Origin of the sequence: Paraliomyxa miuraensis (assembly GCF_026337845.1) — a bacterium.
GTDB lineage: Bacteria > Myxococcota_A > Polyangia > Nannocystales > Nannocystaceae > Paraliomyxa > Paraliomyxa miuraensis.
Window position 1 is genome coordinate 171,131 of sequence record NZ_JAOVZF010000156.1, and the last position, 23,516, is coordinate 194,646.

The 23,516-nt window shown below is 69.4% G+C and carries 17 protein-coding genes; 14 read left to right on the forward strand and 3 right to left on the reverse strand.

Annotated features, from left to right (window positions below; translation table 11 throughout):
- Nucleotides 1-318: 318 nt before the first annotated feature.
- Nucleotides 319-864 (forward strand): hypothetical protein, encoded by a 546-nt coding sequence (locus OEB96_RS26155; protein WP_266219464.1) that lies wholly within the window; start codon nt 319-321, stop codon nt 862-864.
- Here OEB96_RS26155 and OEB96_RS26160 read toward each other — a convergent pair.
- Complete coding sequence (locus OEB96_RS26160) at nt 861-1,331, reverse strand: hypothetical protein (RefSeq protein WP_266219465.1); 471 nt, start codon at nt 1,329-1,331, stop codon at nt 861-863. The genes OEB96_RS26155 and OEB96_RS26160 overlap by 4 nt on opposite strands.
- Nucleotides 1,332-1,357: 26 nt before the next feature.
- On the opposite strand from OEB96_RS26160, the gene OEB96_RS26165 reads away from it, so the two are divergent.
- From OEB96_RS26165 to OEB96_RS26180, 4 genes are all read left to right on the forward strand, one after another.
- The gene (locus OEB96_RS26165) at nt 1,358-4,240 is read left to right on the forward strand and encodes a DUF6541 family protein (protein WP_266219466.1); all 2,883 of its coding nucleotides are present in this window, start codon (nt 1,358-1,360) and stop codon (nt 4,238-4,240) included.
- A gap of 152 nt (nt 4,241-4,392) precedes the next feature.
- On the forward strand, nt 4,393-4,812 hold the full coding sequence (locus tag OEB96_RS26170) for an ExbD/TolR family protein (RefSeq protein ID WP_266219467.1): 420 nt from the start codon (nt 4,393-4,395) through the stop codon (nt 4,810-4,812).
- The gene (locus tag OEB96_RS26175) at nt 4,809-7,931 is read left to right on the forward strand and encodes a hypothetical protein (protein ID WP_266219468.1); all 3,123 of its coding nucleotides are present in this window, start codon (nt 4,809-4,811) and stop codon (nt 7,929-7,931) included. Before OEB96_RS26170 ends, OEB96_RS26175 begins: the two co-directional genes overlap by 4 nt.
- Nucleotides 7,932-7,967: 36 nt before the next feature.
- Nucleotides 7,968-8,984, forward strand: coding sequence for an NADP-dependent oxidoreductase (locus OEB96_RS26180; protein ID WP_266219469.1), 1,017 nt, complete (start codon nt 7,968-7,970; stop codon nt 8,982-8,984).
- A gap of 120 nt (nt 8,985-9,104) precedes the next feature.
- On the opposite strand, the gene OEB96_RS26185 is transcribed toward OEB96_RS26180, so the two are convergent.
- Nucleotides 9,105-9,266: a hypothetical protein gene (locus OEB96_RS26185; RefSeq protein WP_266219470.1), complete on the reverse strand. Its 162-nt coding sequence runs from the start codon at nt 9,264-9,266 to the stop codon at nt 9,105-9,107.
- Nucleotides 9,267-9,439: 173 nt separating this feature from the next.
- Between OEB96_RS26185 and pap the strand changes: the two genes are divergently transcribed.
- The 5 genes from pap (at nt 9,440) to OEB96_RS26210 (ending at nt 14,888) form a co-directional block, all read left to right on the forward strand.
- On the forward strand, nt 9,440-10,966 hold the full coding sequence (gene pap / locus OEB96_RS26190) for a polyphosphate:AMP phosphotransferase (RefSeq protein WP_266219471.1): 1,527 nt from the start codon (nt 9,440-9,442) through the stop codon (nt 10,964-10,966).
- A 108-nt stretch (nt 10,967-11,074) separates the two neighbouring features.
- The gene (locus tag OEB96_RS26195; protein WP_266219472.1) at nt 11,075-11,620 is read left to right on the forward strand and encodes a hypothetical protein; all 546 of its coding nucleotides are present in this window, start codon (nt 11,075-11,077) and stop codon (nt 11,618-11,620) included.
- A 148-nt stretch (nt 11,621-11,768) separates the two neighbouring features.
- Nucleotides 11,769-12,650: an acyl-CoA thioesterase II gene (tesB, locus tag OEB96_RS26200; protein ID WP_266219473.1), complete on the forward strand. Its 882-nt coding sequence runs from the start codon at nt 11,769-11,771 to the stop codon at nt 12,648-12,650.
- A gap of 82 nt (nt 12,651-12,732) precedes the next feature.
- The gene (locus OEB96_RS26205; protein ID WP_266219474.1) at nt 12,733-13,914 is read left to right on the forward strand and encodes an RNA-binding domain-containing protein; all 1,182 of its coding nucleotides are present in this window, start codon (nt 12,733-12,735) and stop codon (nt 13,912-13,914) included.
- Nucleotides 13,911-14,888, forward strand: a complete 978-nt coding sequence (locus OEB96_RS26210; protein WP_266219475.1) for a ParA family protein — start codon at nt 13,911-13,913, stop codon at nt 14,886-14,888. Before OEB96_RS26205 ends, OEB96_RS26210 begins: the two co-directional genes overlap by 4 nt.
- A 32-nt stretch (nt 14,889-14,920) precedes the next feature.
- On the opposite strand, the gene OEB96_RS26215 is transcribed toward OEB96_RS26210, so the two are convergent.
- Nucleotides 14,921-17,125 (reverse strand): heme NO-binding domain-containing protein, encoded by a 2,205-nt coding sequence (locus OEB96_RS26215; RefSeq protein ID WP_266219476.1) that lies wholly within the window; start codon nt 17,123-17,125, stop codon nt 14,921-14,923.
- A 346-nt stretch (nt 17,126-17,471) separates the two neighbouring features.
- Here OEB96_RS26215 and OEB96_RS26220 point away from each other — a divergent pair, with 346 nt between their 5' ends.
- The 4 genes from OEB96_RS26220 (at nt 17,472) to OEB96_RS26235 (ending at nt 23,482) form a co-directional block, all read left to right on the forward strand.
- On the forward strand, nt 17,472-18,395 hold the full coding sequence (locus OEB96_RS26220; protein WP_266219477.1) for a response regulator: 924 nt from the start codon (nt 17,472-17,474) through the stop codon (nt 18,393-18,395).
- 6 nt (nt 18,396-18,401) lie between these two features.
- Nucleotides 18,402-21,200, forward strand: a complete 2,799-nt coding sequence (locus OEB96_RS26225; RefSeq protein ID WP_266219478.1) for a molybdopterin dinucleotide binding domain-containing protein — start codon at nt 18,402-18,404, stop codon at nt 21,198-21,200.
- A 3-nt stretch (nt 21,201-21,203) separates the two neighbouring features.
- Nucleotides 21,204-22,499 carry a sensor histidine kinase gene (locus OEB96_RS26230; RefSeq protein WP_266219479.1) on the forward strand — a complete coding sequence of 432 codons (1,296 nt, stop codon included), beginning with the start codon at nt 21,204-21,206 and terminating at the stop codon, nt 22,497-22,499.
- 65 nt (nt 22,500-22,564) lie between these two features.
- Nucleotides 22,565-23,482 (forward strand): FHA domain-containing protein, encoded by a 918-nt coding sequence (locus tag OEB96_RS26235; protein WP_266219480.1) that lies wholly within the window; start codon nt 22,565-22,567, stop codon nt 23,480-23,482.
- Nucleotides 23,483-23,516 lie beyond the last annotated feature (34 nt).

The window sequence follows — 23,516 nt, forward strand, 5'->3', positions numbered from 1 at the left end:
ATGAAGAAGACCACGAAGATCGGTGCCATGCTGCGGGGGATCCTTCGCACCGAACGGTCTCGAAGCACGGGTGAGAGAGCCGTGGCCGCCCAGCCGAAGCGCCCCCTTCCATGGGCATCGCGAGCCCCGCGGCCCGACTTGCTGCCCGCGAAGATGCGAGGCCAGCCGGTGCAGCCGAAACTCGGCGTGATCGCGGCTCGAGCCCCGCGGCCCGAGCTGCTGCCGGCGAGGCTGCGTCCCATCCCGGCGCCGCACGAACGCCGCGGCAAGGCGCTACAAGCCGCGGAAGCCCCCAACGCCTACGAGGGAGAGAATCCCTTGACCGAGCTACAAGCGATCGGCGAGGCCTTTCGAGCGTTTGCGAAGGCAGAAGACACCACGATCCAGGAGGTCCAGGCCATGTGGTACAGGCTGGGGGCCGAGGGACCGCTCCTACTGGCGGCTTCTGCGAACAACACGTCGGGAGAACGAAACGCGGTCGATGCAATCGCCTCTGGCCTCGCCAAGGCCCAAAACGACCGGACGAGGTATCCACGGGGAGCCTTGGGTACGGCAAAGGGATATCTCGATACACGCGCCCATGCCTCGTTTCCAAATGCGACGCTCGTCTCGGGCCGTTCGCACGCCGAGCAAAACCTGCTGAGGTGGATCGCTCCACAATTGACCAGGGACTCCGTGTTCTACATCGCCGGCACCAAGGATCCATGCTCGCAGTGCAAGCCGCGAATGCGAGGGTACCAGCAGCGCCTCACCCAGGCCGGGCATGCCAACATGTTCCAGTATGGTGATGGTGGGAGGAACCAGAACGTGCTGGAGAGGGACGTGAGGGATCAGGTCGATGTCGACGCCCTCGAGGTTCCCTAGCCGTGGCCCGAGCCAGGATCGGTCTCCACCTCGAACGAGGTCACCGTTGCCACGCGGGTGGGCAGGGCATCGAGCCGCGGATGCGGCCGCGACAGCACGTCGTCGCGCCCTCGCGTGGAATCCACGATGCGGGTGGTCAGTGCGTCGATCCGCGGATGCGGCCGCGACAGCACGTTGTCGCGCGGGCTCGCGTCCGACCGACGCGAGAGTGACACCTGCACCGCGCTGCGTCCCTGCGGGGTGAGCCCGAAGCTGACCGTACAGCCCGGCCCGACGTGTGCGCGCGACGGGGCACCGATCGTGCGCGACACGGCCCGGTCGGGCTCACGCGGTCGAACGATCAGCGCCGGCGGTGGCGCGATCTCCTCGTCGCCATCACCTGCATCCGCCGCGTCGTCGCCAGTCGTGGGCACTGCGTCGATCGTAGGCTCCCACTGCCGTCGGGTCCACTCGGTGGCGCCCTTCACCGTCTCCGAGCTACCCTCGGTCCCCGTTGTCGCCCGGGCACACCAGCCAACGCACCGTGGCCGGGGTCGCCGTGGCCGCCCTCGCGGGCCTGGCCGTGGCCGTCGCAACCACCGGCCTGCTGCGCTGGCTCGGCACCGCCACCCTGCTGACCACCGCCCCCGTGCTGCTGCGCCTCGCCGCCGACCACCCCTGGTGGCAGCGTCGTCGCGCTCGCCTTCCGCTCGCGCTGTTCCTGGCGCTCGTGGTGCTCATGCTCGGCCCGCTGCTCCGCGGCGAGCCCCCGGCCTCGCGCGACCACGGGATCCACTACTACCAGGTCCGCCTGCTCATCGAGGAGCTGATCCCCAGCGGACGCCTGTGGGGCTGGAGCCCGTCGCTCAACAACGGCTACCCGTTCGGCGAGAGCTACCCCGTGCTCGGCTACCTGTGGATGGCGGCCGCACACGTGCTGAGCTTCGGGCTGATCTCGCTGCGCACCAGCTACGCGTGGGGTTTCGCCGCGCTATGGATGCTGTCGGCCGCGGTTGCGTGGTGGCTGGCGTCGCTGGTCACCCGTGAGCTCCGCACGGGCGCGAGCTCGAGGTCGGCCACCGAGGGCACCGACGCCCCGCAGACCTCGTCCGCCGCCCCACGCACCTCCCCGGCCGACGCCGCCGGCTGGGCCGGCCTGGCCGCCGCCGCGCTGTGGCTGCTCGACCCGGGCGGCAGCCGCCAGGGCGGCTGGAACTACCTCGTCTACCACGGCGTGTGGCCCCAGCTCCTGTGCGCCACCCTGTGGGCCGCCTCGATCGGCCTGACCTTCCGTGCCTTCGGCGACCCTCGCCCGCGCCGTCTCGCCCTCGCCGTGCTCGCGCTCGGCGGCAGCCTGTGGGCACACCCCTTCGGCCTGCTCACGATCACCGCCTCGGTGCTCGCCTGGGCCGTGATCATCCTCGTGGCCCCCCACCGCTGGCCCGGCCCCTGGCGCACGTTCACGGTGGTCCACCTCGGCGGTGCGCTGCTCGGCATGGGCTGGGTGGCCACGTTCTTCGGCAGCGCCGACGAGATGGCTCGCGATCCGGTGTCGTGGGAGCCACTGGCCGAGCTCGGCCGGTCGCTCGTCCAGGGCCAGCTGTTCGCGGGCCCCTGGTCCATCGCCGGTACGCTGGCCCTGCTCGGCGGCGCGGTGGCCCTGCGCCGCGGGGGTGCGCTCGCCTGGGCGGTGGTCGGCCTGGTGATCGGCCAGCTCGTGCTCGCCTCGGAGGACGCGATCACGGTGCTGCGCCTCGACCTCGTGCTCTCGGGGTTCAAGAACCTGCAATTCCCCCGCTACTCGATCCCGCTCAAGCCGCTGTGGTTCGCCCTGGCCGGCGTGGGCGTGGGGCGGCTGGTCCAGTGGGTGCGAGCCCATCGCGGCGGCGAGCCTCGCCCGCTGGAGCCGGGCCTGGCGCCGGGCCTCGAGCCGGGCCTGGAGCTGGGTGCGTCGGCATGGGTCCGCCGCGGCGCCGCCGGCCTGCTGCTCGCCCCGCTCGTGGCCACCCTCGTCCCCGACGCCGGCCGCCTCGCCGCGCGCCCGCTCGGTGCGCTCGACACCCTCGACGCCGACGAGCTCGCCACCTCCGAAGCCGAGCTGCTCGCGGCGCTGCGGTCCGAGGCCGCCGCGCTGCCGCCCGAGCGCCCGCTCGTGGTCGCGCTCATGCGCTCGGGCATGGGAGGAGGCACCTACCCGCTGTTCTCCATCTCCGACGCCGGCGGGCGCCTGGTGCTCGACTCGCACGTCCCCACCGTCAACTTCAAGCACCGCGTGCGCCGCAAGGCCACCGCCTACGCCGCGCTGGGCGTCACCCACGTCATCCACGATCGCCCCGTCCCCGACAAGGAGCGCTCGCTGGCCTCCGCGCTGGAGGAGGTCGGCCAGTATGGTCCCTTCACCCTCGAGCGCTTCGTGGCCCCGCACTACGAGGGCCCGCGCGTGGCCGAGCTGGAGGGCTTTGGCACGATGCAGGTGCTGCTCGACGAGCCCGAGCACTTGCAGCTGCGGGTCGACGACATCATTCCCGGCACCACGCTCGCCTTCGGACGAGCCCCGCACTTGCGCTGGGAGCTCACCCTCGACGGCGAGGTGCTCGAGCCCCGCCTGCTGCGTCGCGACGGTGGCCTCGACTGCCTGGGCGTCGATCTCCCCGGCCCGGGCGTGGTGGACGTGCACTACGTGGTGACCCCATTCGAACGCCGCGCCCTGTGGATCTCCGCCGCCATGCTGCTGATGTGCGTGGTGGGCCTGCTGTGGCGTGGTCCTCCCCTGGCGCTGCACGGGTCGAGCCTCCGGGCCCGCCGCATCGCCTGGGTGGCGTTCGGCGTGGGGGTGATCCTGGCGGTGGCGGTCATCGCCCGTCGCCAGCACGACAAGCTCGAGCGGACCTGGGTCGAATTCGCCACCAATGAGCTCGACGACGACCCCGACGACGAGCGAGCGCCAGAGCTGGTGCGCGACCTCGCCGACGACGGGGCCATCGAGGTGGACGCCCAGCCCGCGCGCGTGTGCAGCGGCCTGATGGGCAAGAACGTGCTCGAGGGCTGCTCCGAGGCCGCGCACGCTCCCAGCACCGCGTTCCTCTACCGCGAGCCGTTCCTCTACCGCTGCCTGCGGATCTCGATCCCGTCCGAGGGCACCACCGTGCTGCAGTTCCCCGCCTTCCCCGACGACCAGACCGTGGTGCTCGGCGTACTGCAGCGGCACGTGCACGAGGGCAGCGGCAAGGGCCTGAAGTTCGGCTCGCGCTGGATCAATCAAGTCGTGGCCAACGACGAGCACGAGTTCGTGCTCGACCGAAGGAGCCACGGCGAAGCACCGACGCTGTCGATACGCAACGAGGGGCGGATGATCGAGCAGGTGTGCGTGGCGGCGGCCTTCGTTCGGCGACCATGAAGGCGAGCCCGGCCGGGTGACCTGGTCGGCAAACCGGACCGGCGCTCCACCCGGGCCACGCCGTCCTCGAGAGAATCCCGGAGAGCCGCATGCCCCGGCCCGCGGTCGCGCAAACACCGCGCTTCGAGTTGGCGTACGCTTCGTCCTAGCCCATGGCCACCCAGATCAAGGAGAGCGGGGACGAGACCCTCGTCGAGATCAACGTGACCCCGATGGTCGACGTGCTGCTCTCCTTGCTCATCATCTTCATGGTGGCCTCGCCCAAGCCGCCCAACGAGCAGATCCCGATCAGCGTGCCCAAGAACGCGGTGGTGCAGCAGCCGAGCGACCCCAACGCCACGCTGCTGGTCACCATCGACGAGAAGGGCAACGCCAAGCTGGGCCAGGAGCCGCTCGCAGCCGACTACGACAAGATGGTCGAGCAGCTCCAGAACAACGAGAAGGCCCAAAAGGACGGTCGCATCGCGATCAAGGGCGAGGACAAGGCCAAGTACGGCCAGGTGATCCGCGTGATGGCAGCCGCGCACGAGGCCGGCATCGGCAAGGTCGGCATCGCGTCCGAGAAGCTGTGACCGATCGTCTCCACGACCGCTCCACCGCCGAAGGTCCCAGTGGACTCGTTGGTCGTGGTGTTCGGGGGTGGCTGCTGGCCGGTGTCGCCGCTCTCGTCGGCGCGGGGCTGTGGGCCTTCACCGCGCGGCCGGCCCCCGACGGCCCGGGCGTGCTGCTGGTCGTGCCCGCGCAGGCCGATCCGCTCACCGAGCGCCTCGCGGACTCCACGGCGACCTACCTCGGCACGATCTCCGGCCAGCCGGTGACCTCGCTGCGGGTCGGGGACGAGATCGACACCCTCGAGGAGCTGCAGACGATCGCGGCCGAGCACCACGCCGGCCTGGTGGTGGTGCTCGAGGCCGACCGCCTCGCCGCCGACCGCGTCGACGCCGACCGCATGGCGGCGCTCGGCGAGCACGGCTTCGTGCTCGAGACGGTCGACGCGGGCGACTGGCGCAACGCCCTCGGAGACGAGCCCGGCGCCACCTTCGTGCTGACGGCCGGCCCCGGTCGCCTGCCCCGGCAGTACGCGGCCTACGAGCTGCTGCGCCGCCTGGGCACGCGCTTCTTCCACCCCGAGCAGGAGTACGTGCCCGTGCACGCTCCGGCCGACCTGCGAGACCTCGCGCGCCGCCCCACGGCACTGCACCGCGAGGGCGGCGACTACACGCCCGACTTCGCCTCGCGCTCGTTCTCGTTCCACGCCTCGCACCCGCTCGAGCACCTCGAGGCCTTCGCGCACTCCGATCACCCCATCGACGAGGCGGTCCACGTCAACGACTGGATCGTCAAGAACTTCGGCGACCGCTTCCGCGATGCGGGCCGCGGCGCCGAGCCGGAGCGCAGCGCCGAGCTCCACGAGCTGCGGCAGCTGCTGGGCTTTCCGCACGGCGTCGGAATCTCGCTGCACAACCTGCAGCAGGGCCACAGCGCCGACATCGACGAGCACAGCGGCATCCCGGTGCGCCAGCAGCTCGAGACCCTGGTGGCCAAGAAGCTCGAGGAGTCGCCCGATGCCCACTGGTTCGGGATCCACTTCGGCGCCACCGAGTTCACCACCACCCCCGACGAAGAGACGGTGCAGTGGATCAATTGGGCGGGCCAGGCCGCGCTCCGGCTGCGCCCCGAGCTCGACGTCTCGGTCAACGTGCACATCACCGGGCGCCAGCCCTCGCCGCACTTCGACGATCTGGGCTGCCCCAACGGCACCAACGACGACGGGCGCATCGACTACTACGACCTGGTGTTCCACACCGATCCGCGCCTGCGGGCCGGGGTGCACACGGTCATGTTCTACCCGCTCGAGGGGCCGGCCCGCGTCTACGCCCAGCAGAGCTTCGCGCACAAGCTGTGCCTGATGCAGAAGGCCTCGGCCCAGGGACGACCGCTCACGTGGTTCCCCGAGGGCTCGTGGTGGCTGTCGTTCGACAACCCGATCCCCGTGTACCTCCCGCTCTACATGTGGACGCGCGCGCGCGACCTCGAGCTGCTGCGACCGCTCTTGCGCTCGCGCGGCGGCGGCACGCTCGACACCCACCGCATGTTCGACAGCGGCCACGAGTGGGGCTACTGGCAGCAGGACTACGCGGTCGCCCTGATGACCTGGAACGTCGACGTCACCCTGCCGCAGGTGCTCGGGGAGATCTTCGATCCGCTGTGCGAGCCGGCGGCGTGGCGCGAGGGCTGTGCCGCACGCAGCGAGGCGATCGCGGTGCTGCAAGAGGTGATGGAGCACCAGCGCGAGCTGCTGCTTCGGCGCGAGGACTTCCAGGGCCGCCCCGGTGGCATCTACGCGTACTTCGCGGGCGAGGACCACGGCGACCGCATCGCGGCCGAGAGCGGCATGGAGTTTCGCCCGGTACGGGTGGCGTTCTCCGAGGTGATGCGCTGGGACCAGGCCGCGATCGACCACTTTCGCCGCACCGACCTGCTGGCGCTACAGCAGGCCGCGACCGCCTACGACGGCTGGCGGCAGCGCCTCTCGGCCATCGGCCCGCAGGTCCCCGAGCCGGGCCGGCCGTGGCTCGACGAGGTGATCGATGGCGTGGAGATCGACGGCCTGCGCGCGTCCCAGGCCGCGCACCTCTATGACGCGGTCCTCTCGCTTCGCGAGACCAAGCTCGCGGGCACCGATGCCGCCGCCGCGACGACCGGTCCGTGGCGGGCCGCGCGAGACGACCGTGCCCGCGCCCAGACGGTGATCCGCCGCCGCGAGGCCAGCTACCGCTACCCTCCCGAGCAGACCCACGGCGGGGGCCTGACGCCCGACACCGCGGTGGCCAACGGCACGACCTATCCCTATCGCGTCCACACCAAGACCCACCTGCTGACCTACTGGAACAACCGGCACGACGAGGTCAAGGCGATCCTCGAGGGCGCCGACGAGCCCGGCCTTCGGCTGAGCGAGGCGATCGACGCACCCGGCTCGGCGCTCTCGGTGCAGTGGCCACAGCCGAGCGGCGAGGGTGATGCGGTGACCATTGGCCCGCATGCCGCCGACCCCTCGACGACCTCGGTCGCGCTCGGGACGACCGCGGGATTGTTCGAGGTCCGCGGCACCCTCACCCTCGAGGGCAAGCCGGTCTCCGTGGTCGGTGCGGTGGTGCGCAGCGCGATCCAGGCCACCACGCCCAAGGGTGGCTTGACGCTGCGCTCGCCCGACGACCGAAGCGCTCGCAAGGTGCTCGGCACCCTGGTGCCCTCGATCCGCTGGGCCTGGGTGGACGAGCCCGCGGCGCTGGTGCTCGCGCCCGATCCCGATGCCGACGGCTCGGTGTCGTTCGACCGCCTGGTGAAGGCTCCGATCGCCAGCCGCGACGCCGAGGCCTTCGTCACCGAGCCCGTGACCCTCACCCTCCCGGTGGCGCTGGGATCGGGCGGCACGCGGATCTCGATCACGCTCACCGAGGTGGTGCTGCGCGGCCGCCTGCAAGGGGATCGCCTCGTCGACCCGCTGGCCATCGAGGGGAGGATCTCGATCCCCGACCTCGTCCACGCGGCGATCGTGCTCGCCGGCTTCGACGAGCCCGGTACTCACCGCCTGCTGGCCGGGATCTGGGGCTTCGACGCCAACGACCCCCCCGCCACCGCACCCATCGAGGCCGAGCTCCACGTGGTGCCAGGTGCTGGAAGTCCGTAATGCATCCGCTTGCCGGCCATGCTAGGTCGAGGTGGCATGACCACCAACCGCTTCTTCACCCTCGAGTCTCGCCCCGACGGCGAGCTTGCCGACTCCGACCTGCGGCGGCACGAGCAGCCCATCGCCGCCCCGGCCGAGGGACAGATCCAGGTGCGCACCACTTGTCTGTCCATCGATCCCACCGTGCGCATCTGGATGAGCGACATCCCGCAGTACATGCCGCCCATCGAGCTCGGGGCGGTGGTGCGCAGCCTGGGCGTGGGCGTGGTGGAGCAGTCGGCCAACCCGGGGTTCGCGGTGGGCGATCGCGTGATCGGCATGCTGGGGTGGGCCACCCACCCCACGTTCGATCCGGCCGTCGCCATGGTGCAGCCGCTGCCGGCCGGGCTGCCGCTGTCGGACGCCAAGGTGCTGTCGCTGCTCGGCCTGACGGCGGGGCCCACCGCCTACTTTGGCCTGCTCGACGTGGCCCAGCCCCGCGAGGGTGAGACGCTGGTGGTCGACGCGGCGGCGGGCTCGGTGGGCGGGCTCGTGGGGCAGATCGGCAAGATCAAGGGCTGCCGCGTGGTGGGCATCGCGGGCGGCCCCGACAAGTGCGCCTACGTGACCGAGACCCTCGGCTTCGACGCCTGCATCGACTACAAGAACGCCGACGTCGGCAAGGGCCTCGACGAGCACTGCCCCAACGGCATCGACGTGTGCTTCGAGAACGTGGGCGGGCCGATCTTCGACGAGATCCTGCTGCGCATGAACCTCAATGGCCGCGTGTCGCTGTGCGGCCTCATCGCGGACTACAACGAGGCCGGCAGGCCCGTGCCCGGCCCCTACAACTTCGGCATGATCCTCATGCGTCGGCTGCGGGTGCAGGGCTTCATCGTCATCGACTTCCTCGATCGCTACGACCAGGCCACCGCCGACCTGCTCACGTGGGCGCGGCAGGGACGGCTCATGACCACCGAGGACGTGCGCAAGGGCTTCGACGCGCTGCCGCAGACGCTGCGCGAGCTGCTGCGCGGCGAGAAGTCGCACGGCAAGCTGGTGCTCGAGCCGTAGCGTACCGGCCAAGGGGCCGCGAAGACCGAGCGAGGACGAAAGCGGGAGGCGGTACCCCACCGACGGCTCGATGCCGGTCTTGGGGTGGGGTACCGCCCTGGGTCATCCGTCTCGCTCGGGTCACGGCTTGGCCGAGGAGCCCGGGTGCGCGGCCGATTCCTCGGCCCGTCCCTCCCCGTCGTTCCCGACGAGGGCCACGGCAATGGCTCCAACGGCCAGCAAGATTCCGATCTCGGTGACGGCCACGATGATCGTGCGAGGACGCTTGCTGATCTTGCTCATGGGTCCGGCGACTCTCGCCAGGGGAGTCATCTGGTTCCACCGATTTCATTCACTCGAGAGCGAGAAATTCGGCCTGAAATCGCTCGAAATGGGCGAATTCGGGCGATCGGAGCGATTCCGTCCCGCGAGCGCGCGCAGGCGCTCGCGCGGCCACGAGCGTATGATGTCGCGCCGTGCAGCCCCGCGCGAAGGAGGTCTCCGTGTTCGAAGTCGCCGAGCTTGGTCGCAAGGTGTCCAAGGAAGAGTTCGAGGTCCAGGCGCCGGCCCTGCAGGCCGAGCTGCTGCAGGCGCAGCGCGAGATCCAGGCGGCGCGCATCCCGGTCATCGTGCTCGTGGCGGGCGTCGAGGGCTCGGGCAAGGGCGAGGTGGTCAACCGGCTGCACGAGTGGCTCGACCCCCGTGGCCTGCGGACGCACGCATTTTGGGATCACACCGACGAGGAGGTGATGCGCCCGCGGCTGTGGCGATTCTGGCAGCGGATGCCGCCGCGGGGGATGGTGGGCATCATGTTCGGCTCCTGGTACACGCAGCCGATCATCGACCGCGTGTTCGAGCGCGCCACCGAGGCGGAGTACGAGCGAGAGCTGCGGAGGATCGAGGAGCTCGAGCGCCTGCTCACCGACGACGGCACGCTCATCGTCAAGCTGTGGTTCCACCTGAGCAAGAAGGAGCAGAAGAAGCGACTCGAGCGCGACGTGGACGAGGGGCGCATGACGGCGCCGCTGCTCAAGAAGTTCGCCAAGAAGTACGACCGCTTCGTGGAGGTCTCCGAGCGAGCGATCCGCATGACCGACACCGGGCACTGCGCATGGACGGTGGTGGAGGCGGCCAACCGTCGGTTCCGCGATCTCGCGGTGGGACGGGCCATGCTGCACGCCATGCGCACCCGGCTGGGCCACGGTGCGCCCGCACCCGAGCCGACCCCCGAGCCCGCGCTGGCTCCGGCCCCCGTCGTCGAGGAGGGCAGCGGGCGGGTGACCGTGCTCGATCGCGTGGACCTGAGCCTCGCGCTGACCGTGGAGGAGTACGAGGGGCGGCAAGAGCCCGCGCAGGCCAAGCTCACCAACCTGGCGTGGCAGGCCCGCAAGCAGGGGATCAACACGGTCGCGGTGTTCGAGGGCTGGGACGCCGCGGGCAAGGGCGGCGCGATCCGGCGGGTGGCCCGGGCCGTCGACGCACGGCTGTTTCGCACGATCTCGATCGCGGCGCCCACCGACGAGGAGCGCGCGCACCACTACCTGTGGCGGTTCTGGCGGCACGTGCCGCGGGCCGGCTACATGACGATCTACGATCGCTCGTGGTACGGCCGCGTGCTGGTGGAGCGGGTCGAGGGCTTTGCCCGGCCCGACGAGTGGCGCCGCGCCTACCAGGAGATCAACGACTTCGAGGAGCAGCTCACCGAGCACGGGGTGGTGCTGATGAAGTTCTGGCTGCACGTCAGTCCGCAAGAGCAGCTACGTCGCTTCGAGGAGCGCGCCGCCGATCCACGCAAGCAGCACAAGCTCACCCCCGAGGACTGGCGCAACCGCGACAAGCGGTCCGCCTACGAGGCGGCGATCGACGACATGGTCGCGCGCACCAGCACCTCCCACGCGCCCTGGACCCTGGTGCCGGGCGACGACAAGCGCTACGCCCGGGTGGCGGTGCTCGAGACCTTCGTGCAGCGGATTACCGACGCGCTGCCGCGCGGCAAGGGTTGACGGGTGTCTCCAGCCGCCGCGCGCGGGGCGCTCGTGTATCCTGAAGCGGTTTCCTCGACCCCTTGCTCGGTGGCGCTCGGCGCCGCCGACTCTCGATCGAGCTCCATCATGCGCATGACGATTGGCTTCCTTGGGCTCTGCTGTCTCGTCGGGTTGGCTGCGTGCTCCGACGACGGCCTGAGCGTACAGACCCCTCAGAACTCCACGACCGCTGCCAGCACCGGTGGCGACACGGCGCCGACCACCGGCAACGACGAGAGCGGACCCGTGAGCGATACGGGCGGCTCCGGCGGCAGCGACGGCCCTCCGCCCGATCCCACGGGCGAGTCGTCCACGGGTCCCGAGATGGGCTCCGGGACCGGCACGGGCGGCCCGGCCACGGGCACGGACACCGGCACCGGTACCACCGGCGAGGCCAGCACCGGCACCACTGGCGAGGCCTGCATGCCGCTGTCCGACGATCCCTCCTTCATCGGCGTGGATTGCATGAGCGATCTCGACTGCCCCGACGGCTACGAGTGCCAGCCGTTCGAGGGCTTCGTGTTCCAGCTGCAGTGCCAGATCCTGTGCACGCAGACCTGCGAGTGTCCGCTGGGCCTGAGCTGCAACCCGATGATGGACAAGAGCGGGGCATCCTGGATGCAGTGCGGGTGAAGCTTCTTCCGTGTGGGCGGCCTTCGGGAGCGTCGCCTGGCGGCGCCGCAGGCCGCCCACACTTCGGCGGACGCTGGGTTGCGGGCCAAGGCGCGAGCGCGGATTCAGTGCTCTCGTCAGCCCCTCGTGGTATGTCCCCGCCGCACGCATGCGGAACGTCCTTGCCGAGCTGCTCACGCTACTTCGTCTCGAGCGCATCGAGCACAACCTCTTTCGCGGCCAGAGCCAGGACCTGGGCTGGGGGGCGATCTTCGGGGGTCAGGTGCTGGGGCAGTCGCTCTCGGCCGCGGTCCAGACGGTGCCCGAGGATCGCCCGGTGCACTCGCTGCACGGCTACTTCCTGCGCCAGGGCGACGCGAGCAAGCCGGTCGTGTACGACGTGGACTGCATTCGCGATGGCAAGAGCTTCACCACCCGTCGGGTGGTGGCGATCCAGAACGGCAAGCCGATCTTCAGCATGGCGGCGTCGTTCCAGCAGGTCGAAGGCGGCTACGACCACGCGGCCTCGATGCCCCAGGTGCCGGGTCCCGACGAGCTGATCTCGGAGGTCGAGCTGCTGGGCAAGCTCCGTGATCACATCCCTCCCAAGCTGTTCCAGAGGGCCACCGCCGAGCGGCCCATCGAGAGCCGGCCGGTCGACCCCGTCAACCCGCTGGCGCCCAAGGCCCGCGCCCCGCACCGTGCGGTGTGGTTTCGTGCCGTCGACCCCTTGCCCGACGAGCCCGCGCTCCACCGCTACCTGCTGGCCTACGCCTCCGACTTCAACTTCCTGTCCACGGCCATGCTGCCGCACGCGGTCTCGTGGCTCATGCCCAGCATGCAGGTCGCGAGCCTGGACCACGCGATGTGGTTCCACCGCCCGTTTCGCATGGACGACTGGCTGCTCTACGCGGTGCAGAGCCCCTCGGCCAGCGGCGCACGCGGGCTGGTGCGCGGGCAGCTGTTCACCCGCGACGGGGTGCTGGTGGCGTCGACGGTGCAGGAGGGGCTGATCCGAGACCGCGCCGAGTTCGGCGACCCGCCGAGCTGACGAGCGAGCCTCGATCGTCGACGGCGCCGCCCCGGAGCCAACCTGGCTCGGACTCGCGATGGTGACTATCCTTGTCGGGGCCATGCTCACCGAGGACGAGCTGCGCCGCCTCATGGCGGATCTCGAGAGCGACCGCGTCGAGCGGACGACCTCGACCAACAAGTCGGACAAGCACTGCCGCGCCATCTGTGCGTTCGCGAACGACTTCCCCGGGCATGGCAAGCCGGGCTACTTGCTGGTGGGCGTCGACGACGATGGCCGTCCTTCTGGCCTGAAGGTCACCGATCAGCTGCTCCAGAACCTCGGTGCTCATCGCGACAATGGTCGCATTCAGCCGCTGCCCGCGATGAGCGTAGAGCGCTTCGTCCTCGAGGGCGGAGAGGTGGCCGTGGTCGAGGTGCGGCCCTCCGACATCCCTCCCGTTCGCTACGACGGCCGCATCCACATTCGCGTGGGGCCACGCCGCGGCATAGCCAGCGAGCAGGAGGAGCGAATCCTGGTGGAGCGGCGGGCCTCCGCATTCAAGACCTTCGACCTGCGGCCTTGCCGGGGTGCGACCACGGCCGATCTCGTGATGGAGTCGTTCTTCCAGTATCGGTCGTTCTCGGTTGCACCCGATGTGGTGGAGGAGAACCATCGTACCACCGAGCTACAGATGGCGTCGCTCAGCCTCTACGATCTGGGCAGCCAGGCTCCCACCTACGGAGGGATGCTGATCCTCGGAAAGGAGATTCGTCGCTGGTTGCCCGGTGCGTACGTCCAATTCGTTCGCTTCGATGGTTGCTCGCTGGCCGACGATGCCCGCGACGAGAAGCTCGTCGATGGGGATCTCCTCACGGTGCTTCGAGAGCTCGACGGCCTCATCAAATTGCACACGACGGGGCATCCCAGGCCCGTCAGCGCCGCACAAGAGAAGATGGTGTGGGACTATCCGCCATTCGCCGTGCGCGAGCTCGTGATGAACGCGGTGATGCATCGCGACTACGAAGCGGTGGCTCCCGTCCGGTTCTACTGGTTCGACGATCACATCGAGATCCAGAACCCTGGGGGCTTGTACGGCGCAGCGACGCGCCAGAACTTCCCGAGGCAGAACGCCTACCGCAACCCGATCATTGCCGGAGCGATGAAGGCCTTCGGCTTCGTCAATACCTACGGGCACGGCGTGATGCGTGCGCAGCGGATCCTCGCCGAGAACGGCAATCCCCCGGCCGAGTTCGAGTTCCAGGACACCTTCGTCCTGGCCAAGCTCACGAGGGCGTCGTGAAGACGATTGCGTTCTTCAACAACAAGGGAGGGGTCGGGAAGACCTCTCTCGTCTATCACCTGGCGTGGATGTTCGCCGACCTGGGGTATCGAGTGGTGGCAGCGGACCTCGATCCCCAGGCCAGCCTCACGGCAATGTTCCTCGAAGAGGAGCGGCTCGCCGAGCTGTGGGAGGACGAGGGCGTCACGACCATCCATGGCGCCGTCGAGCCGCTGGGGGACATTCGACCGGCCACGCTCGTGAGCTTGAACGACCAGCTCGCGCTGCTCCCAGGTGACGTCGGTCTGTCTGCGTTCGAGGACGTGCTCGCCGATGGCTGGGGCAAGTGCCACCAGGGGGATCCTCGTGGCTACCTGGTCGTGTCGTCGCTCGCCCGGGTGCTGGTACGCGCCGCCAACGACCGTGCTGCAGATGTCGTGCTCGTCGACGTTGGTCCGAGCCTGGGAGCGATCAATCGTGCCGCGTTGCTCGGGGCGGATCACATCGTCCTTCCGGTTGCGGCAGATCTGTTCTCGATCGTGGGTCTAGAGCATCTCGGTCCCACCCTTCGACGGTGGCGTCAGGGTTGGCAACGCTTGCTCGCGACTCGTCCTCCGGAGCTCGAGCACGAGCTTCCGAAGGGTGAGCTCGCTGCGCTGGGCTACGTCACGATGTTGTACGCAATCAGTGCCCAGAGCCGGCCGACGCAGGCCCATCACCGTTGGATGAAGAAGATCCCCGAGGTCTACCGCAGAGCGGTCCTCGATCTCGAAGATCCGGCGCCAGCCTCCGTAGAGACCGATCCGGAGTGCCTCGGGGTGCTCAAGCACTATCGAAGCCTGTTGCCCATGGCCCAGGATGCTCGCAAGCCCATCTTTCGCCTGAGGCCGGCCGACGGCGCCATGGGTTCACACGCACGGGCCGTTCACGACGCACACCGAGACTTCGAGCAATTGGCGCGGTCCATCGCTCGACGCGGCGGCGTCGAGCAGTGACGGGCACAGCGGCCGTCCGGACCCAACCCGACTCACCCCAGCCGCAGCGGCAGGATCACCAGGAACGCGGTGCCCTGGCCCACCTCGCTCTCGACCTCGATCGACCCGCGCAGCCCGGTGGTCACCAGGTTGTGCACGATCGACAGCCCGAGGCCGGGGCTGGCCCCGCCGCCGCCGCGCTTGGAGGTGAAGAACGGATCGAAGATGCGCACGAGCTGATCGTGGGCCATGCCCTGGCCGTAGTCGCGGATCGAGATCCGGAACGTCTGGTGCTCGTCGTCGCGTGCGAGCGAGAGCTTGACCGGGAACGTCTCGGCCTTGGCGGGGTAGGCGTGCTCGATCACGTTGGCAAGCAGTGCCGTGATCACCTGGGTGAGGTGATCGGGCTGGCCCACCCACTGGCGGTCGATGGGATCGAGATCGGCGTCGACGGCCAGGTGCAGCCGCTCGTCGGCCGACACCATCACCTCGGCGATCTCCTGCAGCAGCTCGAACAGGTCGACCTCGACGATGGCCTCGGTCATCTGCGAGGCCGAGAGCTTCTTGAACGCGTCGATGAGCCGACCCATGCGCGTGGTGTGACCGTCGATGAGCTCGGTGGCTCCGATCACGCTCTCGAGCTCCTCCTTGACCTCGTCGTCGTCGATGCCGGTGAGGGCCTCGGAGTGCGCGGCCTCGGAGATGATGCCCACCGCGGTCTTGATGATGCCCAGCGGGGTGTTGAGCTCGTGAGCCATGCCCACGACCATGTCGGTGATGGAGCGGTGCTTCTGCGCCTCGACCTCGGCGCTGATGTCCCGCACGATCATCACGGTGCCGATGTGCTTGCCCGACTCGGCGGCGAGGATGGAGCTGGCCACCACGGAGAGCTGCTGACCGCTGGGGGAGGACAGGTCCATGCGCTGGGTGACCGGGCCGGGGTGCTTGGCGCAGCGCTCCACCAGCGCGACCACGCGCTCGCTGAACACCTGGTCGAGCGCGGTGCCGAGCAGCTCGATGCCGTCGAGCCCGAACAGCTGCTGCGCCCGACGGTTGACCAGCTTGATCTCGAAGTCGAGGGCGACGACGAGCAGGCCGTCGTCCATGTTCTCGAGGATCGCCCGCAGGTAGCCCACGGTGTTCTCGATCTCCGACTTGGCCTGGTAGAGCTCGTAGGTCTTCTGCTCGGCGATCGTCTCCGAGGCCTTGCGCGCCTCCTGGGCGCGACGCAGGCGAGCCTTGAGCTGATCGATCTCCTCCTGGGCCGCGGCGGGCACCGCCGCCGCGGGAGCGGCCGCGGTGGGGTTCAGCAGCATGCTGCGCAGCATCCCCAGCGTCTGGCCCACGTCGGCGGTCGCTCGCACCAGCTCGCCGAAGTCCCGCTTGGGGTTGTACTCGGTCGCGGCGCGGTCGAGCAGCAAGCCGCGCAGGTAGTCGAGGGTGCGGTCGATCGCGCTGGTGTCGCCCGCACCCGAGGGAACGGCGGCCGCGGCCGGCGAGGCCCGCGTGGGGCCGGGCACGCGAGGGGTCACGGTCGAGGCCGCAGGCGGCAGCGCGGCGGCCAGCTCGGCGGTGCGACGGGCGGTCTGCCCGATGCGGATGAGCGGCGCGCTCGACTCGCGCAGCGTGACGGTACGGCCCGCGCTCTTGGCCTTGCGCCGCGCAACGGGCACGCCGTCGCCCTTGGGGATGGGCTTGGACTCCTCCGCGAGCGCCTCGGCCCGGACCAGGTCGAAGCGCACCCGGTGCCCCTGGGTGGCGGGCAGGTCCTCCCGGTTCAGCTCGATCGACTCGCCGAAGTACTCCGCACACCCCAGCAGCATGCCCTCGGCGAGATCTCCCAGCGGCCGGGCCGATTGGTAGACGAACGTGAGACGGTTCGGCCCCTGTCGCTCGATGGAGAAGGAAGGCAGGGCCGCGTCGGGGTAGAGCTTGCGCACCTCGTGGTGGATGTAGTTCTCCACCTTGGGCACGAAGTCCATGGCGGAGGTCTCGTCCTCCAGGAACTGGGGGTAGAGGTGCACCAGGCGCCCGAATAGGTGCACGCCGAACGCCTTGATCAAGACCGCCGGCTCCTTGCCCGTGGCCTCGCTCAGGTTCTTGATCAGGCGGGCGAGCTCCTCGAAGTCGTAGGTGCCCAGCGAGCTGTAGACCCCGCCGGAGGGCAGCTCGGAAACGGCGATGATGTGCTCCGTCAGGTCGGGCCCGAAGCGTTCCTCGACCATGTCGATGAACTCGGAGAACACGAGGCCCTTCATTGCCTACCCCAGTCGGCCACGCGTGGGGCGGACTATACACGACGGGGCGGCGGGGGCCACCGGAGCCCCGTGATCGGGCCGAGAAAGGATCTCCTTACATCGTACGCGGCCGGAGCCGTCGAAACCGCTCGGCCGTTCCCCGCCTCGTGCGTCCCAAAACGGGACTTCGGCGGCCGTTGCGCAGGGTCGAGATTGCCCTTACGTCGACGGCCTCGAACGGGTCCAATCGTGGCCAGGCGATGCTGGAACGCGGTATCATGCGCGGGGTCATAGGGCCCGGCTGGTCGGGCCGGACGCCGGATGCAGTCCAGACCTCATGGGGAACATAGGGATGGCATCAGTACCATTGAGCGCACCATCCACCTGCAAGGTTCTCGTCGTCGACGACGAGAAGGACGTCCTGCTGGTGACCAAGCTCAGCCTCAAGGGGCTGCGCTGGAAGGACACCCGGGTGGAGTTCCTCATGGCGACCTCTGGTGCCGAGGCGATCGAGCAGATGCGTGCCAATCCCGACGTGGCGGTCATTCTGCTCGACGTCGTGATGGAGACCGAGCACGCCGGTCTCGACACGTGCAAGGCGATCCGCGAGGAGCTCGACAACCGGATCGTGCGGGTCCTGCTGCGCACGGGGCAGCCCGGTCAAGCGCCCGAGAAGCAGACCATCGACGAGTACGACATCGATGGCTACCTGCCCAAGGCCGAGCTGACCAGCTCGCGGCTCTACTCTGCGGTGCGAACGGCGATCCGCGCCTGGGAGCAGCTGGTCGAGCTCGAGCGCCACCGCCAGTTCCTCCATGCGATCAACGACTGCGCGATCTCGCTGCGGACCTACGACGACGTGGAGGTCTCGCTGGGGCGCATCCTCGACACCGTCGTGACGATCTGCCCCACGCACCAGGCCGTGCTCTCGCTCGAGACCTTCGACGCCGACGGCAACGCACAGCGCATCATCATCCACCAGTCCACGCATCCGGACAGCAAGACCTCCGAGGCCGAGGCGATCGAGGTGGCGCAGCGGCTCTACCTCGACCCGGATGCCATGTCGCAAGAGACCATCGGAGCGGTGGAAGGAGGGCTCTTGCTCCCGATTCGACTCCATCGGGAGCTCGGCTATGGTTGGATCTTCATGGCCGATGTCGCTCCCGACGACCTCGTCGCACGAGTCTTGCCGATCATGGCAGCGCACGCGGCCAACGCCCTCTACGGAGCCGTGGCTCAGGCCATGCTCGCCAAGCGAGACGGCAACCTGTTCGACGACATCGCGATCTAGGCCGTCATGAGCGACTCCACGACGCTGCCCACCATCCCGCACGCGGGAGTCCTGGAGGACCTGGCGACGATGCCGGCCTACGTGATGCCCGATCACGCCGACGGGCATCCGGCCAACGGGCAGTTCTCGTGTTGCTTCTGCGGGGTGGGCGATAGCGGGCAGGTGGTGATCAACGAGACCCGACGCAACAGCGACGAGGCACTGTCGCTGCCGGTGGGCGAGGGTCTGCTGTGGATGGCCAGCCCGGTGGAGCCCCACCCCGCGATGGTCGGCGAGGATGGTCGACTGCACGTGCGAACGGCCGAGGCGCTGACGCCCGTGGGCGGGGTGCTGTCGGGCGAGCTCGAGTTCGAGGGCAAGCGCACCCCGGTGATGGTCCGCGAGGTCGAGCGCAAGACCGGACCCGACGGCATGCTGTTCTCGCAGATCTTCAAGCCGTATCGTCGCTCGCTCTCGGTCACCAACAGCCAGATCGTCGATACCCTGCCCACCAAGGGGTGCGTCAAGCTCAAGCACTCCACGGTGCGGCAGCGGCCCGCGTTCCCGATCCACGTCGCACCCAGCGTCAAGGACGGGATCGACCGCCGCAGCGTCACGTATCAGCAATCGATCGAGCGACTGGCCGACCTGGTGCTCGAGCATCGTGCGCCTCGCGGCAAGATCCTGCTCTACTGCACGGGGCAGCTCGACTACATCGCGATCTTCGCGATCCAGGAGGTCTTTCGGCTGCTCGGGGTCCGCAACCTCACCGGCAACGCCGAGCACTGCCTCAACGCGGGCGCCTCGCACAACGAGATCCTCACGGGGCAAGAAGGGCCGTTCCTCACCATCGAGAAGGCGATCGAGGGCCCCGATCGCCTGTTCCTGTTCAACGGCTGGAACGGCTTCATCACCCACCCGCCGGCGTTCTTGCAGGTGCTCAAGCGCGACCAGCTCGACGTCTACCTCATCGAGGTGATGGTCACCGAGTCGGCCAAGATGGTCGCCAAGAAGCTCGGGCCCGAGCGGGTGCTGCTCATCAAGCCGGGCACCGATCCACACCTCGCGCTCGCGGTCGGCCACGAGATCCTCGTCAACCATGCCGACGCGATCGAGCCGCGCTTCCTGGAGCGCTTCTCCGACGGCAAGTCGTTCGACCGCTACCGGGCCCTGGCGCTCGAGCCACGCTTCTCCCCCGAGGAGGTGGCCAAGCGCATCGCAGCCGAGCCCGCGTACGAGGAGCGGCTGATCGCGGGCATTCGCGCCATCGCGGCCCGCATGGCGAGCCCCGGTACCGTGCCCATCAACATCCCCTCGGTGGGGCTGTCGCAGACCACGGGGGTGGTGGCCCACTGCCTGTGGGGCAACGCGATGGCGATGGTGGGCAAGTACGGGCTGCGCTCGGACGGCTCGCCCGCAGGGGGCACCCTGCGCATCCCGGGGCAGATCAACGCCGAGAGCGAGATCCAGGGCCTGTCCGGCAAGTACTTCATGGGGCGCGTGCCCGTCGATCACCACGACGAGGCGGCCGCTCGCATGGGCCTGCCGCTCGATGCCTACGCGGCGGTGGTCGACGACGTGCACCGCCCAGCGCTCGACTACTCCGAGGGTGACGGAGAGCAGCCCGAGCTGTTCATCTGCTTCGGCACGCAGTTCGAGGCCAACATGATGAACCGGCCCAAGTGGCTGGAGAAGCTGACCGATCCCGAGTCCACGCTGGTGGTGGTGGATCCGATCCCCGATCCGTTCACGCTCGAGCACGCCGAGCTGGTGATCCCCTCACCGCCCCACCCGGCCACCACCAAGGTCTACCAGAACGGCGAGTGGAAGCTGAGCTTGAGCGTGCCGCAGAAGCTCGCGCCGCTGCACACGCGCTCGGACGCCACCATCGTCTACGACCTGATGGCGGAGATCGTTCGCCGGCTCGAGCACGACGAGTCGGTGCGGGCCGAGCACCCCGACCTCGCCCGTCACCTCGACTCGGGCTACCTCGTGCGGCGCTTCTGCCCTCCCGGGGAGGGGCGACCCGACGACGAGGGCCTGCAGCGAGTCAACGGAGAGGTGAGCCGCCCGCAGCTGTGGCAGCGCGTGATCGACTACCTGAGCGGGGCTCGGGGCGGCCGCGGGCCGCTCTACTGCCTGCCCACGCACCCCGACGGCCGACCCGTGCAGTGGTCCGATCTCCTCGAGGGCTCGGTGATCTACGGCGGCGTGGGGGTCTCGCGCTACAAGCTCGACTACGACGATCCCCGGGCGACGCCGTTCGGCGACATCTACGGCCAGCCGGGGTGCTACCGCTTCTTCGTGCCCACCGAGCGCGACCTCCAGCCGCCGCAGGGGCTGATCCTCAACTCGGGGCGGTCCACGCTGTCGGATGACAAGGAGCTGGTGCGGTTCGCCTCCACCACGTTCAACTCGGGCAAGGCCACCCCGATCGTGGGGATGCCCAAGACCAACCCGCTGTTCGTGTCACCGGCGCTCGCCGAGCGCCTGGGCCTGAAGACGGGCGACGAGGCTCGCATCACGGGTCGTGCCACCAACGACTCCATCGTGCTGCCGGTGGTGGTCAGCGATCGGGTCAAGGGCGAGACCATGTACACCAGCTTCCACAAGACCGAGGCTCAGATGGAGCGGGGTCTGACCGTGAACACGGTGACCAGCCACCACGAGCGCTGCCCATACAGCAACCAAACCCGGCTCAAGGCCACCATGGTGGAGGTCGAGCGGGTGGAGCCGGTCGACGAGGCCAATCCACCCGTGCGTCCCCGCAATCTTCGCATCGAGCTCGGCCTCATCGACCTCGACTCCCACCAGCCCGCACGGTGAGTGATGAACGGAGCCCTACCCGAGGTGGAGATGGTCGAGGTCCCGACCCCGAGCGAGCCGAGGCACTGGGACGTCTTGGTGGTGGGTGATCCCGCTGACGCGATGGCGGGGCTGGAGGCGAGCGGGCTGGTTCCCGGCGCCGAGCTGTGTGGGCGTCCGCTTCGGATCACCCGGGTGACCGACGACCAGGCGGTCGCGCAGTTGGCCGAGATGCGCTACCACGTCACGATCGTGGGGACCGTCGAGGGCTCCCCTCGACCGCTGTGCGAGCGCTTGCGGTCCACGGCTCCGGCCTCGATGCGCATCCTGGTGTGCAACGACGCCGCGACCGATCTCGATGCGAGCACGCTCGACGAGCTCGATCTCGATCCGTGCCCCGGTCACGATCCGGCCTCGCTGCGCTCGATGCTCCGCGCCATGCTGCGCCACGCCGACGGCCTGGTCGCGCTGGAGGGCGCACGGGCCGAGACCATCAATCAAATGACGATCCGCGAGCGCCTCGAGGGCATTGCGGCCATGGTCACCGGCATCACGCACGACGTGAGCACGCCGCTGGGCGTCGCGAGCACGGCGGGCTCGGTGGTCGACGAGACCGCGCGGCGTATGCTGCAAGGGGCGCTGCGCGACGACAAGGAGCGCAACGAGCTGGCCGAGGATCTGCGGGATGCGCTCGACATCCTCACGCGCAGCCTCGAGCGGGCCCGTCGGCTCATCGACAGCTTCAAGCAGTTCTCCTCGTCGCAGTTCTCCAACGAGCGCGCCAAGGTCCAGCTCGCCGACGTGGTCACCGATTGCGTGATGGTGCTGCGCTCCGAGCTGCGGCGCGCTCGCATCTCGCTCGAGGTCCACGCGCCGCCCGACGAGGATCTGCGCTGGGACGGCTTTCCCGGCCACCTGGGGCGGGTGCTGGTGAACCTGCTGCAGAACTCGATGCGCTATGCGTTCGACCCGGGCAAGGGGGGCAAGGTCGCGATCCATCTCGATCGCAGCGCCGACGGCAACGGCTTCGTGATGCAGTACGTCGACGATGGCAAGGGCATCCCGCCCGAGATCCTGCCCCGCATCTTCGAGGCGTTCTTCACCACCGGAAGGGCCACCGGAGGCACGGGCCTGGGCCTGGCGATCTCCCACAACATCGTGGTGAACCTCCTGGGCGGGACGATCCGCTGCGACAGCACGTTGGACGAGGGAACGACCTTCACCATCACGTTCCCGGCGGTGGCGGAGGGTGACGGCAGCCAGTACGTCAACGGCTTGCAGGACATCATCCCCGGGAACAAGACCAGGCCTCCGGCCTGAGCCCCGCCCTCCTGACGGGGCTTGCAGGCGGCCCTGGTGCGGGGTGGTCGTGGTAGGCTCGCGTGGTGGCACGACTGCGGCACCAGGCGTCGGGGCGCGAGCACGAGGTGGAGGCGCGCTGCCTGATCGGGCGCTCCCCACCGTGTCAGTTGTTGGTCGACGAGCCGCTGGTCTCCGGGGTCCACGCCGAGCTGGCCTGGGACGGCGATGGCTGGGCGCTGCACGATCTCGACAGCAGCAACGGGACCTACGTGGCCGGGCGGCGCCTGACGGCGGGCGAGCGAGCCAAGCTCGAGGTCGGGACCGTGCTGGCCTTCGGCAACCGCGAGCGCGGCTTCGTGCTGGTGGATGCCTCGGCGCCGCGGTTGGTGGCCAAGGCGGCCGACGGTCGGGTGGCGGTGGCCGAGACGAGCCTGCTGAGCCTGCCCAACGAGGATGATCCGGAGGTCACCATCATGCTCGGGGCCGACGGGCGCTGGGTGGCCGAGGGGGCCGAGGTGGCGCGCCCGATCGACGACTTCGACGCCGTGATCGCGGGCGGTGCGGTGTGGCTGGTGCACCTGCCCAAGGTGGTCTCGGGCACGCGCGCCCTGATCGACGAGGTGCTCACGCTGCGGACGATCACGCTCGAGCTGACGGTGAGCCGCGACGAGGAGCACGTGTCGTGCGTGATGCGTCATGGCGCGACCGAGGTGGAGCTGATCTCGCGCGCGCACGCGTTCTTGCTGCTGCGCCTGGCCCGAGACCGCATGGCCGACGTGGAGCAGGGGCTCGGGCCGGCCGAGCAGGGATGGCGACATCGGGACGAGCTGTGCCAGAAGCTCGGCATCGACAACCAGCTCCTGAACCTGTGGGTCTACCGGGCCCGGCGCCAGCTGGTGCAGGCGGGAGTGGTGGATGCCACGCGGGTGATCGAGCGACGCGCCGGGTCGCAGCAGCTTCGGCTCGGGGTGGCGCAGGTGGAGATTCGAAGCACCGAGTGAGCCGATGCGGCCCAGCGCGGGCATGCATGCGGTT